This window comes from Cupriavidus sp. 207A1 (assembly GCF_057798955.1).
In genome coordinates, this window is sequence record NZ_JBYOJO010000012.1 from 79228 (window position 1) to 94818 (window position 15591).

General features: G+C 69.3%; 11 protein-coding genes. 8 read left to right on the forward strand and 3 right to left on the reverse strand.

The window, feature by feature from the left end; genetic code table 11:
- Window position 1 precedes the first annotated feature (1 nt).
- The 5 genes from AC3FMM_RS21475 (at window position 2) to AC3FMM_RS21495 (ending at window position 5631) form a co-directional block, all read left to right on the forward strand.
- Window positions 2–1516 (forward strand): tripartite tricarboxylate transporter permease, encoded by a 1515-nt coding sequence (locus tag AC3FMM_RS21475; RefSeq protein WP_115678992.1) that lies wholly within the window; start codon window positions 2–4, stop codon window positions 1514–1516.
- A gap of 114 nt (window positions 1517–1630) precedes the next feature.
- Window positions 1631–2689 (forward strand): AbrB family transcriptional regulator, encoded by a 1059-nt coding sequence (locus AC3FMM_RS21480; protein WP_116311942.1) that lies wholly within the window; start codon window positions 1631–1633, stop codon window positions 2687–2689.
- A gap of 50 nt (window positions 2690–2739) precedes the next feature.
- Window positions 2740–3153, forward strand: a complete 414-nt coding sequence (locus AC3FMM_RS21485) for a PaaI family thioesterase (protein WP_115711443.1) — start codon at window positions 2740–2742, stop codon at window positions 3151–3153.
- Between the two features lie 17 nt (window positions 3154–3170).
- A complete protein-coding gene (locus tag AC3FMM_RS21490) occupies window positions 3171–4067 on the forward strand; it encodes a patatin-like phospholipase family protein (protein ID WP_115711445.1) in 897 nt (298 codons plus the stop codon).
- Between the two features lie 67 nt (window positions 4068–4134).
- Window positions 4135–5631: a dihydrolipoyl dehydrogenase family protein gene (locus AC3FMM_RS21495; RefSeq protein ID WP_116313205.1), complete on the forward strand. Its 1497-nt coding sequence runs from the start codon at window positions 4135–4137 to the stop codon at window positions 5629–5631.
- 525 nt (window positions 5632–6156) lie between these two features.
- Here AC3FMM_RS21495 and AC3FMM_RS21500 read toward each other — a convergent pair.
- Window positions 6157–7641, reverse strand: a complete 1485-nt coding sequence (locus AC3FMM_RS21500) for a sensor histidine kinase (RefSeq protein WP_488687434.1) — start codon at window positions 7639–7641, stop codon at window positions 6157–6159.
- 1 nt (window position 7642) lies between these two features.
- The gene (locus tag AC3FMM_RS21505) at window positions 7643–8317 is read right to left on the reverse strand and encodes a response regulator (RefSeq protein ID WP_012354366.1); all 675 of its coding nucleotides are present in this window, start codon (window positions 8315–8317) and stop codon (window positions 7643–7645) included.
- A 416-nt stretch (window positions 8318–8733) separates the two neighbouring features.
- Here AC3FMM_RS21505 and AC3FMM_RS21510 point away from each other — a divergent pair, with 416 nt between their 5' ends.
- Window positions 8734–9723, forward strand: a complete 990-nt coding sequence (locus AC3FMM_RS21510; protein ID WP_240987633.1) for an ABC transporter substrate-binding protein — start codon at window positions 8734–8736, stop codon at window positions 9721–9723.
- Between the two features lie 30 nt (window positions 9724–9753).
- On the opposite strand, the gene AC3FMM_RS21515 is transcribed toward AC3FMM_RS21510, so the two are convergent.
- Window positions 9754–10497, reverse strand: coding sequence for a TetR family transcriptional regulator (locus AC3FMM_RS21515; RefSeq protein WP_414249402.1), 744 nt, complete (start codon window positions 10495–10497; stop codon window positions 9754–9756).
- Window positions 10498–11114: 617 nt separating this feature from the next.
- Between AC3FMM_RS21515 and AC3FMM_RS21520 the strand changes: the two genes are divergently transcribed.
- The gene (locus AC3FMM_RS21520; protein ID WP_488687435.1) at window positions 11115–12365 is read left to right on the forward strand and encodes an efflux RND transporter periplasmic adaptor subunit; all 1251 of its coding nucleotides are present in this window, start codon (window positions 11115–11117) and stop codon (window positions 12363–12365) included.
- Between the two features lie 71 nt (window positions 12366–12436).
- A complete protein-coding gene (locus tag AC3FMM_RS21525) occupies window positions 12437–15589 on the forward strand; it encodes an efflux RND transporter permease subunit (protein WP_111520647.1) in 3153 nt (1050 codons plus the stop codon).
- The last annotated feature ends 2 nt before the right edge of the window (window positions 15590–15591 follow it).

The window sequence follows — 15591 nt, forward strand, 5'->3', positions numbered from 1 at the left end:
CATGGATACCCTGAACCAGCTGATGCACGGCTTTGCCGTCGCGATCACGCCGATCAACCTGATGTGGGCCCTGGTGGGCTGCTTCCTCGGCACCGCCATCGGCGTGCTGCCCGGCATCGGCCCCGCGCTGACGGTGGCGATGCTGCTGCCGCTGACCGCCAAGGTCGAGCCCACCGCGGCGCTGATCATGTTCGCCGGCATCTACTACGGCGCGATGTACGGCGGCTCGACCACCTCGATCCTGATGAACACGCCGGGCGAGTCTTCCACCATGGTCACCGCCATGGAAGGCAACCTGATGGCCAAGAACGGCCGCGCCGGCCCGGCGCTGGCGACCGCGGCGATCGGCTCGTTCGTGGCCGGCACCATCGCCACCGTGATGCTGTCGCTGTTCGCGCCGGTGGCGGCCGACGTGGCGCTGCAGTTCGGCCCGGGCGAGTACTTCATGATCATGCTGCTGGCCTTCACCACGGTCTCGGCGGTGCTGGGCTCGTCGCTGCTGCGCGGCATGACCGCGCTGTTCCTGGGCCTGGGCATCGGCCTGATCGGCATGGACTCGCTGTCGGGGCAGACGCGCTATTCGATGAACGTGCAGGAGCTGTACGACGGCATCGACATCGTGGTGGTCGCCGTCGGCCTGTTCGCGGTGGGCGAGGCCCTGTTCAACGCCTTCTTCCCGCAGCCGCCCAGCACCTACAACAAGCTCAGCTCGACCCATATGAACCGGTCGGACTGGAAGCGATCGCTGCCGGCGTGGATCCGCGGCACCTTCATCGGCTTTCCGTTCGGCCTGATCCCGGCGGGCGGCGCCGAGATCCCGACCTTTCTGTCGTATGCGACCGAGAAGAAGCTGTCGGACCACAAGGAAGAGTTCGGCAAGGTCGGTGCGATCGAAGGCGTGGCCGGCCCCGAGGCCGCCAACAACTCGGCCGTGACGGCGACGCTGGCACCGCTGCTGACGCTGGGCATCCCCACCTCCAACACCACCGCGATCCTGCTGGCGGCGTTCCAGAACTACAACCTGCAGCCGGGGCCGATGCTGTTCCAGACCTCGGGCGACCTGGTGTGGGGCCTGCTGGCGTCGCTGTATATCGGCAACGTGATGCTGCTGGTGCTGAACCTGCCCGCGATCGGCCTGTGGGTGCGCATGCTGCGCGTGCCGACGCCGCTGCTGTACGGCGGCATCCTGATCTTCGCCGGCCTGGGCGCGTACGGCATCCGCCAGTCGTGGTTCGACCTGCTGCTGCTGTTCGTGATCGGCCTGCTGGGCATGGTGATGCGCCGCTTCGACTTCCCCACCGCACCCGTGATCGTCGGCATGATCCTCGGGCCGATGGCGGAGAAGCAGCTGCGCAACGCGCTGTCGATCGGCCAGGGCGACTGGAGCCTGTTCCTGCGCCAGCCGATCTCGGCCTCGATCTTGGCCCTGACGGTGGCGGTGGTGGTGATCCCGCGCCTGCTGCGCTGGCACGCCGGGCGCGGCAGCGCGCATGCGCAGGCAGACAACGCCGCGTGATTCGCGTTAGCATGCGATAGTCTCTCGGGGGGCCCGGCGCCATGGCGCGCGGGCCTCTTTGCTTTCCTTCGTCACAACAACAAGCGCCGGCGCCACGCGCCAGGCCGCTGACCAATGCCGCTTGCCGCCAACCGCTGGCTGTCCGCGCTGCCCACGCTGGCGCTCGGGCTGGCCGCCGCCCTGCTCTGCACCCTCCTGCATACGCCGCTGCCGTGGATGATCGGGCCGCTGCTGGCGGTGGCGGCCGCGCGCATGGCCGGCGCCGACCTGCGCGCGCCGGCGCAGGCGCGCAATGCCGGCCAATGGGTCATCGGCGCTTCGCTTGGGCTGTACTTCACGCCGGACGTGGTGGCGCGGCTGGTGGAATACCTGCCGTACATCGTCGCCGGCTCGCTGTTCGCGCTGGCGCTGGGCGCGGGCGGCGCGCTGCTGCTGCGGCGGACCACCGGCGTCGCCTTCAAGACCGCGTTCTTCTCCACCGCGATTGGCGGTGCCTCGGAGATGGCCAACCTGGCCGAGCGCAACGGCGCGCGCATCGACCAGGTGGCGGCCGCGCATTCGCTGCGGGTGCTGATGGTGGTGGTGACGGTGCCGGCGATCTTCCAGTACGGCGGCATCCACGGGCTCGATCCGTATATCCCGGGCCCGCGCGTGGTCAGCGCGCCGGGTCTGCTGGCGCTGGTGGCGATCACGCTGGGTGTGGCTTTGCTGGTGAAGCGGCTGAACATGCCCAACCCGTTCGTGATCGGCACGCTGCTGGCAGCCGCGGTGCTGACCGCCTGCGGCATCGAGCTGTCGGCGATTCCCACCTGGATGAGCCGGGCCGGACAGTTGCTGATCGGGGTGTCGCTGGGGGTGCGTTTCTCGCGCGAGTTCCTGCATACCGCGCCGCGCTTCCTGTCGGGGGTGGCGCTTTACACCGTGCTGGCGCTGGTGGTGTCGGCGCTGTTCGGCTGGGGGCTGGCGGCGCTGTCGGGCGCGCATCCGGCCACGGTGATCCTGGGCACCACGCCGGGCGGCATCGCCGAGATGTGCATCACCGCCAAGGTGCTGGAGGTGGGTGTGCCGCTGGTGACGGCCTTCCACGTGATCCGGATGGCGTTCGTGGTGCTGGCCACCGGGCCCCTGTATCATTGCCTCAAACATCGCGTCGCGCCGGAGGAGACGGAATAGCGGTCCGCCACAGGATCGCCATGGCGCGGCCAGACAGAACAAGGAGCCTCATGCCCGAAGCCCTGACCCTTGCCGACATCGACGCCACGCTCGAGCGCGTGCTGGCGCCGTGGGTACGCCAGCTTGGCCTGCGCGCCGAAGCCGTCGATGAGCGCGGCGTGACGCTGCGCCTGCCGTTCAGCGAGTCGTTCCGCCATGCGGGCGGCGTGGTCTGCGGCCAGGTGCTGATGTCCGCCGCGGATACCGCCATGATCGTTGCCGTGGCCAGCGCGCTGGGCGCGTTCCGGCCGATGACCACGGTCACGCTGACCACCAACTTCATGCGCCCCGTGATCGACGGCGACGTGCTGGTGCGCGCCAATGTGCTGCGGCTGGGCAAGACCGTGGTGTTCGGCGAGATCGAGCTGACCGGCACCGACGGCAAGCTCGCGGTGCAGGCCACCACCACCTACGCCCTGCTCTGACGCGCTCCGGATCTTCCATGGCTTGCGGTGACGCCAATCCCTTCGACCAGGTCGTCTTTGCCGGCGGCGGCAACCGCTGCTGGTGGCAGGCGGGCTGGTGGGACACGGTCGCGCCGGAACTGCAACTGCGTCCGCGCGTGATCGCCGCGATCTCGGCCGGCGCGGCCACCGCCTGCATGGTCTATGCGCACGACTCGCACCAGACCATGGACTATTACCGCGCGGTGCTGGCCGACAACCGGCGCAATGCCTACTGGGGCAACCTGCTGCGCAACGAGCGCGTGTTCCCGCATTACGGCATCTACCGCACCGCGCTGCTGACCATCTTTGCCGATGGGCGCCTCGCGCACCTGCAGCAGGCGCCCGAGATCCGCATCGGCGTGGCGCATATCCCGCGCTGGAGCGGCCCGCGCCTGGCGGTGGCGGCCGGGCTGCTGGCCTACAACATCGACAAGCACGTGCTCAAGACGCTGCACCCGCGGCTGGGGCGCAAGCTGGGCTTCCGGCCCGAGTTCGTGCGCGCGCAGGACTGCGCCTCGCCCGAGCAGTTGGCCGACCTGCTGCTGCAGTCGGCGTCGACGCCGCCGTTCACGCCCGTGCTGCGCCGCGACGGGCGCCCGGTGCTGGACGGCGGACTGGTCGACAACGTGCCGGTCGACGCGCTCGACGCCGCGCCCGGCAATGTGCTGGTGCTGGTCACGCGGCTGTACCCGCGCCCGCGCCGTTTCGTGCTCGAGCAAGGCGGCCAGCGCCGCCTGTACCTGCAGCCCTCGCAGCGCGTGCCGATCTCGAGCTGGGACTACACCCGGCCCGACGCCATGACGCACGCCTACGAACTCGGCCGCCGCGACGGGGAAACTTTCCTGCGCGAGTGGCCGTCGATCCTGAATACCGAACTGCGGCCCGCTGCCTAGTTTCCGTGTTGCCGGCGCTGGCCTGATGATTGTCGATGCGGCCCGCGTGCCGCGACAGGAGGCATGGATGACCAAACGCCAGACACCGCTTTCCACAGCGCCAGGGGCCAGCGCGGCCAGCGCGCCGCGGCGCGCCCGCGAAGTCAGCGCGGCGCCGCCGGTGCAGCAGGTGCCGCGCGCGCGCAGCGGCCGCAGCCGTCGCAACGACAAGTCGCGCGAGGCCGACCTGGTGGTGATCGGCGGCGGCTCGGCCGGCGTGGCGTGCGCGCGGCGCGCGGCCGCGCATGGCGCGCGCGTGATCCTGGTCGAGCGCGACGCCATTGGCGGCACCTGCGTCAACCGCGGCTGCGTGCCCAAGAAGATGCTGTCCTACGGGGCCTCGTGGTCGGCCATCCTGTCGGGCTGCCTGTCCCACACCGGCGGACACGAGGACTGGCGCGATGCCATCGTGCGCGTCAACGCCGAGGTCGCGCGTCTGAACGTGGGCTACACCCAGCGCCTGACCGATTCCGGCGTCGAAGTCCTGCACGGCGAGGCACGCGTCACCGGGCCGGAGGAAGTCTGCGTCGGCGACGAGACCATCCGTGCGCGCCGCATCCTGATCGCCACCGGCGCGCGCCCGCGCACGCTCGAGGTGCCGGGGGGCGACCTGGCCGCAAGCTCCGACGACGTCTTCACCTGGCAGAGCCTGCCCGCGTCAGTCGCCGTCATCGGCGGCGGCTATATCGGCGTGGAACAGGCCTCGATCCTGTCGCGCTACGGCGTGAAGGTAGACCTGATCGTCGCCGGCGAGCGGCTGCTGCCGCATTTCGACCACGACATCGGCGCGGCGCTGGCCGACGCGCTCACCGCGCGCGGCGTGCGGCTGCACCTGAACGCGCGCGTGCACCTGCTGAGCCAGGCCAACGGCGCCGTCGAAGTCTGCTACCAGCCTACCAACGACCCGGCCCGCGCCGGCCAGACCGAGTCCGTGCGCGCGCAGGCCGCGCTGGCGGCGATCGGGCGCGTTTCCAACGTGCAGGGCCTGGGGCTGGAAGCGCTGGGCGTGGCCTTCGGCGAACGGGGCGGCATCCGCGTGGACCGCCAGTTCCGCAGCAGCGTGCGTAGCGTCTATGCGCTGGGCGATGCTATCGACGGCCTGCACCTTACCCCTGTGGCCACCGCGCAGGGCCGCTGGCTCGCCGACCGCCTGTTCGGGCGGCGCGGCGAACGCGCCGATTTCGATTTCGTGCCGACCGCGGTGTTCTGCGAGCCCGCCATCGGTGCGGTGGGATTGACCGAAGCCCAGGCCATCGAGGCCGCCGGCAAGCCCGAGCGTATCCGTACCGTGATCAAGCGCTTTGTCTCGCTGGAGCATCGCTTTGCCGGCACGCCGCATCAGTCGGTGTTCAAGCTGGTGCTCAATGCGCGCAGCGGGCGCGTGCTGGGGGTGCACCTGATGGATAACGCGGCGCCGGAGATTGTGCAGGCGCTGGCGGTGGCGTTAAGGCTGGGGGTAAGGGAGTCGCATTTGCAGACGACGGTGCAGGTGCATCCTACGGTGGCGGAGGAGTTGTTTGGATAGGTTTCGGCATGCCTGATAGGGCTGGCGGTCTTGGTTATTGGGGGCGTCGATGTTGGTGACATGCTTTTGGCTGTTGAACCGCGTGGTTCCGCCCTGCTGGGCGGGTCACTTTTTGGCCGAGCGCCAAAAAGTAACCAAAAAGCGCGTTTACTGCCCTGCGGGCGGCATGTCTTATCGTAGTGTGCCTGGGGGTTTTCGTACGGGGCTTTGCTTCCTCACATAGCTAGACTGCCTGCCGCGGTGGTGCACCACGGTGGCAGGGGCGTTGAAGTGCAGGTTGAACGAGCCCAGAGCGCGGAGTGGTCCCTGCTGCGAGTCTTACCGTAGGAACGCCTTCGGCTGCTGCGCCGGCCCTATCGCGGGGCGTGGGCCCTGGCACGGAACGCGTCGCTGCGCTCGCTTGGCGCTCGAACGCGTCCGCTGCCGCCGGTTTTCTCCCCTCTCCCGCCTGCGGGAGAGGGGCGGGGGTGAGGGCGGGTGCCTCCACGGAGTCGGATGTCCAGATCCATGGACCCGGTCGTAAACCTAGCTACCTTCCACCGGCAATCTCAACACCGCACGCACCCCAGTCCCCTGCTCCCCTTCCCCCAATTCCACCGTCCCGCCAAACCGCGCCGCCATCTCCCGCGAAATCGCCAGCCCCAGCCCGGAGCCGGGCTCCGCGTTGCCCACGCGCCGGTAGAACCGTGCGAACACTTTCTCGCGTTCCTCGGCCGGAATGCCGGGACCATCGTCCTCTACCACCAGGCAGGCGTGATCGCCCGAGCGCGTTGCCGACAGCGTGATGCGGCTGCCGCGGGGGGAGTACTGGATCGCGTTGTGGACCAGGTTGGCCAGCGCCTCGCGCAGCAGCGCGGCGTCGGCGCGCACCGGCAGCGCCAGCCCCGGCACCGGCTCCCAGCCGAAGTCCTGCTGCTTGCCGCGCGCCAGCGGCAGGTAGTCCAGCGCCACCTGCTCGGCGACGGTGACGGCATCGATGACGTCGATGCCTTCGCCTGGCTCGCTTTGCTGTGCGGCGTCGCCGCGGTGCTGGCGTACCCGCGCCAGCGCCAGCAGCTGGTTGGTCAGGCGCGCGGCCTGCTCCAGCTGCGTGACGATGCCGCCCACGGCTTCGCCGGCGGCGGCGCGCGCGGCGGCGGGGTCGGCGGCAGGGTCGGCGGCAGGGGCGGCGGCGTTGAGCTGGCGCTGGGCGTACTCGGCCTGGGTCTTGAGGATGGCCAGCGGGGTGCGCAGCTGGTGCGCGGCATCGGCGATGAACTGCGCCTGCGACTGCGCCATCGCGGCCGAGCGCGATACGTGCAGGTTGACCGCATCGACCAGCGGGCGCACCTCGGCCGGCACGCGCTCGAACACGAGCGGGGCCAGGTCCTCGGGCGAGCGCGCCTCGACGTCGTCGCGCACGCGCGCCAGCGGGCGCAGCACGTAGGTGACCCCGCCCACCAGGATCGCGGCGCTCAGCAGGATCAGCAGCAGGTCGCGCGCGAGCGCGCTGCGCCACACCGAGCCGATCAGCGCGCTGCGCGGCTCGGCGGTCTCGGCCACCTGGATGATCACGCGCATGCGCGCATCGGGCCGGTACACCGGGCGCGCCATCGCGGCGATGCGCACCGCCTCGCCCAGGTATTCGGCGTCGTAGAAGCGCGGCTGATTGTTGACCAGCGGGCCGCGCGGCAGCGGCAGGTCGCTGTAGCCGGTCACGGTCTCGACCTGGCCGGCGCGCTCGGTCGAGACGCGGTAGAACACATGGGTCTGCGCCGCGGTCTCGAAGATCTCCATGGCGGCGTCGGGCAGCGTCAGCTGGACGTTGTCGCCGGCCATGCCGATGGCATTGTCGATGGCGCGGATCGAGCCGTAGAGCGAACGGTCGTAGGCGGTGTTGGCGGCGTCGCGCAGGGTGCCGTAGGTCAGCCAGGTGTCGATCGCCATCATCGCCGCCAGCGCCGGCAGCAGCAGCAACAGCAATTGCCGGCGCAGGCTGCCGCGGCGCCACAGCAGCACCGGGTGCCGCATCTCAGCCCTTCGCCTCCGGCTCCAGCAGGTAGCCGAAGCCGCGCAGCGTGACGATGGTGACCCCGTGCCCGGCCAGCTTCTTGCGCAGCCGGTAGACCAGCACCTCGATCGCGTCGGGCGAGACGTCGGCGTCGAGCGAGAACACCTTGTCGAGCAGCTGCGCCTTGGTCAGCGGCTGGCCGCTGCGTGCCAGCAGCGCGCCCAGCAGGGTCGATTCGCGCGGCGTCAGCGCCAGCGGCGCGCCGCCCAGCGTGAAGCTGCGGGTCTCGCCGTCGAATACCAGCGTGCCGCACTGCAGGCGCGGATGCGCGCGCCCGCGGCTGCGGCGGATCAGCGCCAGCAGCCGCGCTTCCAGCTCGGCAATGGCGAAGGGCTTGGGCAGGTAGTCGTCGGCGCCCAGGTTCAGGCCGCGCACGCGCTCGTCGAGCGTGTCCTGCGCGGTCAGGATCAGCACCGGGGTGCGGTCGTCGCGCCCGCGCATGGACTTGAGCACGGCCAGCCCGTCCTTGCCCGGCAGCCGCAGGTCCAGCAGCACGGCGTCGTATTCCTCGGCCTGCAGGCGGGCCTCGGCCTGCAGGCCGTCGGCGACGTGCTCGATCACGAAGCCGCCCTGCTCCAGCGCGCGGGCGACCCAGCGTGCCAGTTCGACTTCATCCTCCACCAGCAGGATGCGCATGCCGGTCTCCTCCTGTGCCGGTTGGTTCTATGTTAGTTGCGGCGCGCACACGCGGGAACAAGGCATGGCAAGCGCCCGCAAAACCGGGGGCAGCACCGATGGAGCGCGCCCGCCGCGGGCGCCTATAATACCCTCGCCCCGCCGGTCCCGGCGCGCTCGCCGCTTTCCCCGGCACCACCGGCAGTCCCTCCGTCCCGTGCACCGTGTCCCCGCGTTCGTCCCAGCCGTTCCAACCTTCCCCGCCTTGTCTGACCGACTGCGCTTCGCCCCCTTCGGGACAGCGCCGCCGCCTGCTGGGCGCCGCGCTATTGGGTGGCGCCGCATGGCCCCTTCATGCCCAGTCCAGGCCGCCGGCGCCGCCGCCGGGATACCCGTCAGGGTATGACGCCACCATTGCCGGCGCGCTGCGCGAAGGCATGGTCACGGTGTACGCGTCGACCGACCTGGAGGTGGCGCGCCCGCTGATTGCCGCGTTCGAGGCGCGCTATCCCGGCATCCGCGTGCATTACCAGGATCTCAACACGGTCCAGCTCAACCAGCGCTTCCTGGCCGAGACCGCGGCGCTGTCCGGCCAGCCGCCCGGGCCGCGGGCCGTCTTTGCCGATGTGCTGTGGAGCACCGCCATGGACCTGCAGATCAAGCTGGTCAACGACGGCCACGCGCAGCGCTACGCCTCGCCCGAGCGCGGCGGCCTGCCGGGCTGGGCGGTGTGGCGCGACGAGGCCTGGGGCACCACCTTCGAGCCCGCGGTGATCGTCTACAACCGCCACCACCTGGCCGGCATGCGCCCGCCGCGCAGCCGCAGCGGGCTGGCGCGGCTGCTGCAGGAGCACGCGCCGCGCTGGCACGGCAAGGTGGTGACGTATGACGTGGAGCGTTCGGGGGTGGGCTACCTGCTGGCGCAGCAGGACGCGCGCATGGGCAGCGAGTTCTGGTACCTGGCGCAGGCGCTGGGCCGTGCCGGGGTGCAGCTGTCGGCGTCCACCGCGGAGATGATCGAGCGCATTGCCGGCGGCGAGCTGGTGATGGGCTACAACCTGCTGGGGTCCTATGCTCTGTCGCTGATGCAGCGCGGCGCGGCCATCGATGTGATCGCCCCGAGCGACTACACGCTGGTGATGTCGCGCGTGGCCTTTATCGCGCGGCGCGCGCCGCGGCCCAATGCGGCGCGGCTGTGGCTGGACTACCTGCTGTCGCGCGAGGGCCAGGCGCTGCTGGCCAAGTCCACTTCGCAGCTCTATACCATCCGCACCGATACCGACAGCGTGCACACGGCCGCGGCGCTGTCGGAGCGGCTCGGCTACGCGCTCAAGCCGATCAGCGTCGGCCCGGGGCTGCTGGCGGCGCAGGACGCCATGCGCAAGCGCGCGTTCCTGGCGCGCTGGCGCGAGGCCATGCGCGGCTAGCGCGACGCCCGCGATCGACAGCAGCGGGGCTCAGGGCACCAGGTCGGGGGTATCGAGGCTGCCGTTCTGCGCGCCGGCGCAGGCCTGCCGGCACAGCGTGGACAGCTCCTGGTCCAGCTCGGCCATCGGGCGCGGCACGTAGCCGTGGCGCAGCGCCGGCGAAAACTTCAGGGTATCGATGAAGGCGTCGGACAGGCGCTCGGCATTGGCGTCGAGGTTGAAGTCCTGCGGCGAGAACAGCCAGTGCGCCAGCACCCCGCCCACCGCGGCATGGAAGGCATTGACGGCCAGGTCCAGGTCCAGGTCGGCGGGCAGCTGGCCGCGCTCCACGGCCAGGCGCAGGTGCTCGCGCATCTTGACCAGGCCATCCTGGTGGGACTGGCGCTGGCGCTCGAAGATGGCGCCGTTGTCCTGCACCATTTCGCACTTGTGGAAGATGATCTCGAAGACCCGGCGCCAGCGCGGATTGATCACGGTCTGGCGCATTACATAGGCGCAGATGTCGCGGATGCCGCCGAGCGGGTCTTCCTGGCGCGCCAGCCGCTCCGGCTCGATCAGCGCCTCCACCGGCAGGTGGACGCGGTCGCACATGGCGGCGAACACGTCGCTCTTGTTCTTGAAGTGCCAGTAGATCGCGCCGCGCGTGACCCCGGCCGCCTCGGCAATGTCGGCCAGCGACGGGCGGGCCACGCCGCGGGCGTGAAACACGGCCTCGGCCGCGTCGAGTATCCGGTGGCGCGTCTCAAGCGCCTCTTCCTTGGTGCGTCTGACCATGATTGTCTCTGCTGCCGGCGGCATGTCGCAATCGCGCGATCATGGCCGGTCTGGTTGATTCTCCCTGGTGCGGCTGCCTCGGCAGGCACACCTGCCGGCAGCGTGGCTCCGGTGGGTCGTTGTCATCACATGATGGGCATTGCCACGCTTGCGAGCCGACACGACGGCGCGCATCCTAACCCGGGCCGGCGGTTCGCGCCCTGATCCCGGGGGTAGATTCCACGCATTTCGTACCGATCCGGTCCAGGGAGCTGTAGGGACGTGCGTGTTGCCATGGCTTTCCGGTCATGTTGTGCGCCGAAAGCCCCATCGCGACATCAACTTAACATACATGCTTGAATGTATATATAATACGCGCTTGCCCGGCATTCGGCCAGCCGCCCACTGTGACCTACCCAGCACGGCGGGCAATCCTGCCGCAGGCCAGCCGGACAAATTATCCAGTCGTTACACAAAAGCCACCGTTCGTCGCAATCGTCACCGCGACGCCGCGATTTGTGGCTAGCATCACGCTTTTGCCCGCCGCAAAGCCTTGCGGCGCGCCATGTCGTTCCCGTTTGTCCGATGACAGGCCGGGGCGGCACGGCGGATCTCAAATTGCCATCATGGGGTTATCGATGAGGAAGTCCCAACCTATCCGTTGCGTTGCAGCCTACGCACTAGCGGCCCTGTCGGCCGTGGCGCTGTCCGCCTGCGGCGACAAGAAGGCCGAGGGCGGCGCCCCGCCGCCGCCTGAAGTGGGCGTGGTCACCGTGACGCCGTCGTCGGTCGCCGTCGTCAATGAACTGCCGGGCCGCCTTGAAGGCGTGCGCACGGCCGAAGTGCGCGCGCGCGTCGAAGGCATCGTGCTGTCGCGCAACTACACCGAAGGCGGCGAAGTGAAGGCCGGCCAGGTCATGTTCCGCATCGACCCCGCCTCCTACCAGGCCGAGCTGGCCTCGGCCCAGGCCGCGCTGCAGCGCGCCGAAGCCAACGCCGTGTCGGCGCGCCTGAAGGCCGACCGCTACAAGCCGCTGGTGGCGGTCAACGCGGTCAGCAAGCAGGAGTACGACGACGCCGTCGCCGCCGCCGGCCAGGCCAACGCCGACGTGGCGTCGGCCAAGGCGGCGGTGCGCACCGCCCAGATCAACCTGGGCTACACCACCGTGACCGCGCCGATCAGCGGCCGGGCCGGCCGCGCGCTGGTGACCGAAGGCGCGCTGGTGGGCAAGGGCGAGGCGACCAAGCTGGCGCTGGTGGAGCAGGTCGACCCGATGTGGGTCACCTTTACCCAGCCGGCCTCCGAAGTCACGCGCCTGCGCCGCGCCATCGAGTCCGGCGCGGTCAAGGGCGTCAACGGCGGTGCCAACGTGCACCTGTTCGTCGAAGACGGCCGCGAGTATGCGCACACCGGCAAGCTGCTGTTCTCCGACATGACGGTCGACCCGACCACCGGCGCGATCACGCTGCGCGCGCAGTTCCCCAACCCGAACCGCGAACTGCTGTCGGGCACCTTCGTGCGCGTGAAGATCGAGCAGGGCGTGGATGAGAACGCACTGACCGTGCCGCAGCGCGCGCTGATCCGCGGCGCCCAGGGTGCCAGCGTGATGGTGGTGGGTGCCGACGGCAACGTCGCGGCGGTGCCGGTCAAGGCGCCGCAGGCGATCGGTGACCGCTGGATCGTGACCGAAGGCCTGAAGGGCGGCGAGAAGGTGATCGTCGAGGGCCTGCAGAAGGTCAAGGTCGGCGCGCCGGCCAAGCCGGTGCCGTTCGTGCAGGCGGACGCCTCGGCGCCGGCCGCCACGCCGACCGCGGCTTCCGCTGCCCCGGCCTCGGCCCCCAAGGCCGAAGCGAAGCAGGAAGCGAAGGCCGAGGGCAAGCAAGGCTGAAACCGCCGGGCCGCGACGGCTGACGCCAGCCGCCGCGGCACACAGGGCTAGACAAAGAGGGAGCCAGTCTTATGGCCAAGTTTTTTATCGACCGGCCGGTGTTCGCGTGGGTGCTCGCGCTGATCATCGTGCTGGGCGGCATATTGTCGATCCTGCAACTGCCGATCGCGCAATATCCGAACATCGCCCCGCCGACGATCTCGGTCACTGCCACCTATCCGGGTGCGTCGGCCAAGACGCTGGAGGATTCCGTCACTTCGGTGATCGAGCAGGAGCTTAACGGCGCCCCCAACCTGCTCTACTACAGCTCCACCAGCGAGTCGTCCGGCCTGGCCAGCATCACCATCGCCTTTGCGCCGGGCTCGAACGTCGACCTAAACTCGGTCGAGGTGCAGAACCGCCTCAAGCGCGTGGAAGCGCGCCTGCCGGCGGAGGTGCGCCAGCAGGGCGTGCGCGTCGACAAGGCCGGGAACAACTACATGATGTTCCTGACGGTGTCGTCCAAGTCCGGCACGGCCAGCGCGATCCAGCTCGGCAACTACGTCTCGGCGCAGGTGATCGACTCGATCCGGCGCGTGCCCGGCGTGGGCCAGGCCGACCTGTTCGGCACCGAGTACGCGATGCGGATCTGGCTGGACCCGGCCAAGCTGACCGGCTTCAACCTGACCCCGACCGACGTCACCGCCGCGGTCGGCGAGCAGAACATCCAGGTCGCCGTGGGCGAGCTGGGCGGCACGCCGTCGCCCAAGGGCACCGAACTCAATGCCACCGTCACCACCGAAAGCCGGCTGACCACGCCCGAGCAGTTCGGCAACATCCTGCTGCGCACCAACCCGGACGGGTCGTCGGTGCGCATCAAGGACGTCGGCCGCGTGGAACTGGGCGGTGCCGACTACTCGACCCAGGCCCGCACCAACGGCAAGCCGTCGGCGGCCATCGCCATCAAGCTGGCCCCGACCGGCAACGCGCTCGCCACTGCCACCGCGGTGCGCGCCAAGATGGAAGAGCTGTCGAAGAACTTCCCGGGAGACTACGAGTACTCGGTGCCGTACGACACCTCGGCCTTCGTCAAGATCTCGATCGAGGAAGTGATCAAGACCCTGCTCGAAGCCGTGGTGCTGGTGTTCCTGGTGATGTACCTGTTCCTGCAGAACTTCCGCGCCACGCTGATCCCGACGCTGGTGGTGCCGATCGCGCTTCTGGGCACCTTCGGCGCGCTGCTGGCGTTCGGCTTCTCGATCAACGTGCTGACCATGTTCGGCATGGTGCTGGCGATCGGTATCCTGGTGGACGATGCCATCGTGGTGGTCGAGAACGTCGAGCGGATCATGAGCGAGGAAGGACTCTCGCCACGTGAAGCCACACGCAAGGCCATGGGCCAGATCACCGGCGCCATCGTCGGCATCACGCTGGTGCTGACCGCGGTGTTCATCCCGATGGCGTTCTTCTCGGGCTCGGTGGGCAACATCTACCGCCAGTTCTCGCTGTCGCTGATCGCTTCGATGGCGTTCTCGGCGCTGCTGGCGCTGACGCTGACCCCGGCGCTGTGCGCGACCATGCTCAAGCCGGTCGAAGCGGGCCATCATCATGAGAAGAAGGGTTTCTTCGGCTGGTTCAACCGCACCTTCGCCACGGCCTCGACCGGCTACCAGGGCGTGGTCGCGCGCATCCTCAAGCGCACCGGCCGCTACCTGATCATCTACGCGCTGATCATCGCCGGCGTGGTGGTGCTGTTCAAGCGCCTGCCGTCGTCGTTCCTGCCCGATGAAGACCAGGGCTACATGATCACCGTGGTGCAGCTGCCCAACGGCGCGACCCAGGACCGTACCATCGGCGTGCTCAAGCAGATCGAGGACTACTACCTGCAGAAGGAAAGCAAGGTGGTGGACCAGATGATCACGGTGGCGGGCTTCTCGTTCTTCGGCCGCGGCCAGAACGGCGGTATCGCGTTCGTGCGCCTGAAGGACTGGAAGGAACGCACCGGCGAGGGCGAGACCGCGCAGGCGCTGGTCGGCCGTGCCTTCGGCGCGCTCTCGTTCATCAAGGACGCGATCATCTTCCCGCTCAATCCGCCGGCGATTTCCGAGCTGGGCAACTCCTCGGGCTTTGACTTCCGCCTGCAGGACCGCACCGGCCAGGGCCACGCCAAGCTGATGGAAGCGCGCAACATGATGCTCGGCATGGCCGCGCAGAGCCCGGTGCTGATGGGCGTGCGTCCGGAAGGCCAGGAAGACGCGCCGCAGCTGCAGATCGACATCGACCGCGAGAAGGCCAAGGCGCTCGGCGTCTCGGTGGCGAGCATCAACTCGACGCTGTCGATCGCCTTCGGCTCCAACTACGTCAACGACTTCATCTACGAAGGCCGCGTGCGCAAGGTGATCGTGCAGGCCGAAGGCGCCGACCGCCGGCTGCCGGACGACCTGACCAAGCTGCGCGTGCGCAACAGCAACGGCGACATGGTGGCGTTCGCGGCGTTCGCGACCTCGAAGTGGGTGATGGGCTCGCCGCGCCTGGAGCGCTACAACGGCATGCCGGCGGTGAAGCTGGCGGGCCAGGCCGCGCCGGGCCGCAGTACCGGCGAAGCCATGCGCGTGATGGAGGAGAACTTCGCCAAGCTGCCGCCGGGCTTCGGCTTCGAGTGGTCCGGACAGTCGTACGAAGAACGCCTGGCCGGCTCGCAGGAACCGATCCTGTACACGCTGTCGCTGATCATCGTGTTCCTGTGCCTGGCCGCGCTGTATGAAAGCTGGTCGATCCCGTTCTCGGTGCTGCTGGTGGTGCCGCTGGGCGTGCTGGGCGCGCTGCTGGGCGTGACGCTGCGCGGCATGCCCAACGATGTGTACTTCAAGGTGGGCCTGATCGCCACCATCGGCCTGTCGGCGAAGAACGCCATCCTGATCGTGGAATTCGCCAAGGACCTGCAGGCGCAGGGCAAGGGCCTGATCGAAGCCACGCTGGAAGCGGTGCACCTGCGCTTCCGCCCGATCCTGATGACGTCGATGGCGTTCATCCTGGGCGTGCTGCCGCTGGCGATCGCCACCGGCGCGGGCTCGGGCAGCCAGCGCGCCATCGGTACCGGCGTGATGGGCGGGATGATCACGGCCACGGTGCTGGCGATCTTCCTGGTGCCGGTCTTCTTCGTCGTGGTGCGCAAGCGCTTCAAGGGCAGTGCTCGCCAGCGCATGCTGGACCAGAAGTGGCACGACCCCCAAGAGGAAATCTGAAC

Bases quoted from the DNA above. Each gene is read 5' to 3' on its own strand.
- AC3FMM_RS21510 (WP_240987633.1), top strand. From the start codon at position 8,734: ATGGTCACGGTGTACGCGTCGACCGACCTGGAGGTGGCGCGCCCGCTG.
- AC3FMM_RS21505 (WP_012354366.1), bottom strand. From the start codon at position 8,317: ATGCGCATCCTGCTGGTGGAGGATGAAGTCGAACTGGCACGCTGGGTC.
- AC3FMM_RS21515 (WP_414249402.1), bottom strand. From the start codon at position 10,497: ATGGTCAGACGCACCAAGGAAGAGGCGCTTGAGACGCGCCACCGGATA.
- AC3FMM_RS21485 (WP_115711443.1), top strand. From the start codon at position 2,740: ATGCCCGAAGCCCTGACCCTTGCCGACATCGACGCCACGCTCGAGCGC.
- AC3FMM_RS21480 (WP_116311942.1), top strand. From the start codon at position 1,631: ATGCCGCTTGCCGCCAACCGCTGGCTGTCCGCGCTGCCCACGCTGGCG.
- AC3FMM_RS21495 (WP_116313205.1), top strand. From the start codon at position 4,135: ATGACCAAACGCCAGACACCGCTTTCCACAGCGCCAGGGGCCAGCGCG.
- AC3FMM_RS21475 (WP_115678992.1), top strand. From the start codon at position 2: ATGGATACCCTGAACCAGCTGATGCACGGCTTTGCCGTCGCGATCACG.
- AC3FMM_RS21500 (WP_488687434.1), bottom strand. From the start codon at position 7,641: ATGCGGCACCCGGTGCTGCTGTGGCGCCGCGGCAGCCTGCGCCGGCAA.
- AC3FMM_RS21490 (WP_115711445.1), top strand. From the start codon at position 3,171: ATGGCTTGCGGTGACGCCAATCCCTTCGACCAGGTCGTCTTTGCCGGC.
- AC3FMM_RS21525 (WP_111520647.1), top strand. From the start codon at position 12,437: ATGGCCAAGTTTTTTATCGACCGGCCGGTGTTCGCGTGGGTGCTCGCG.
- AC3FMM_RS21520 (WP_488687435.1), top strand. From the start codon at position 11,115: ATGAGGAAGTCCCAACCTATCCGTTGCGTTGCAGCCTACGCACTAGCG.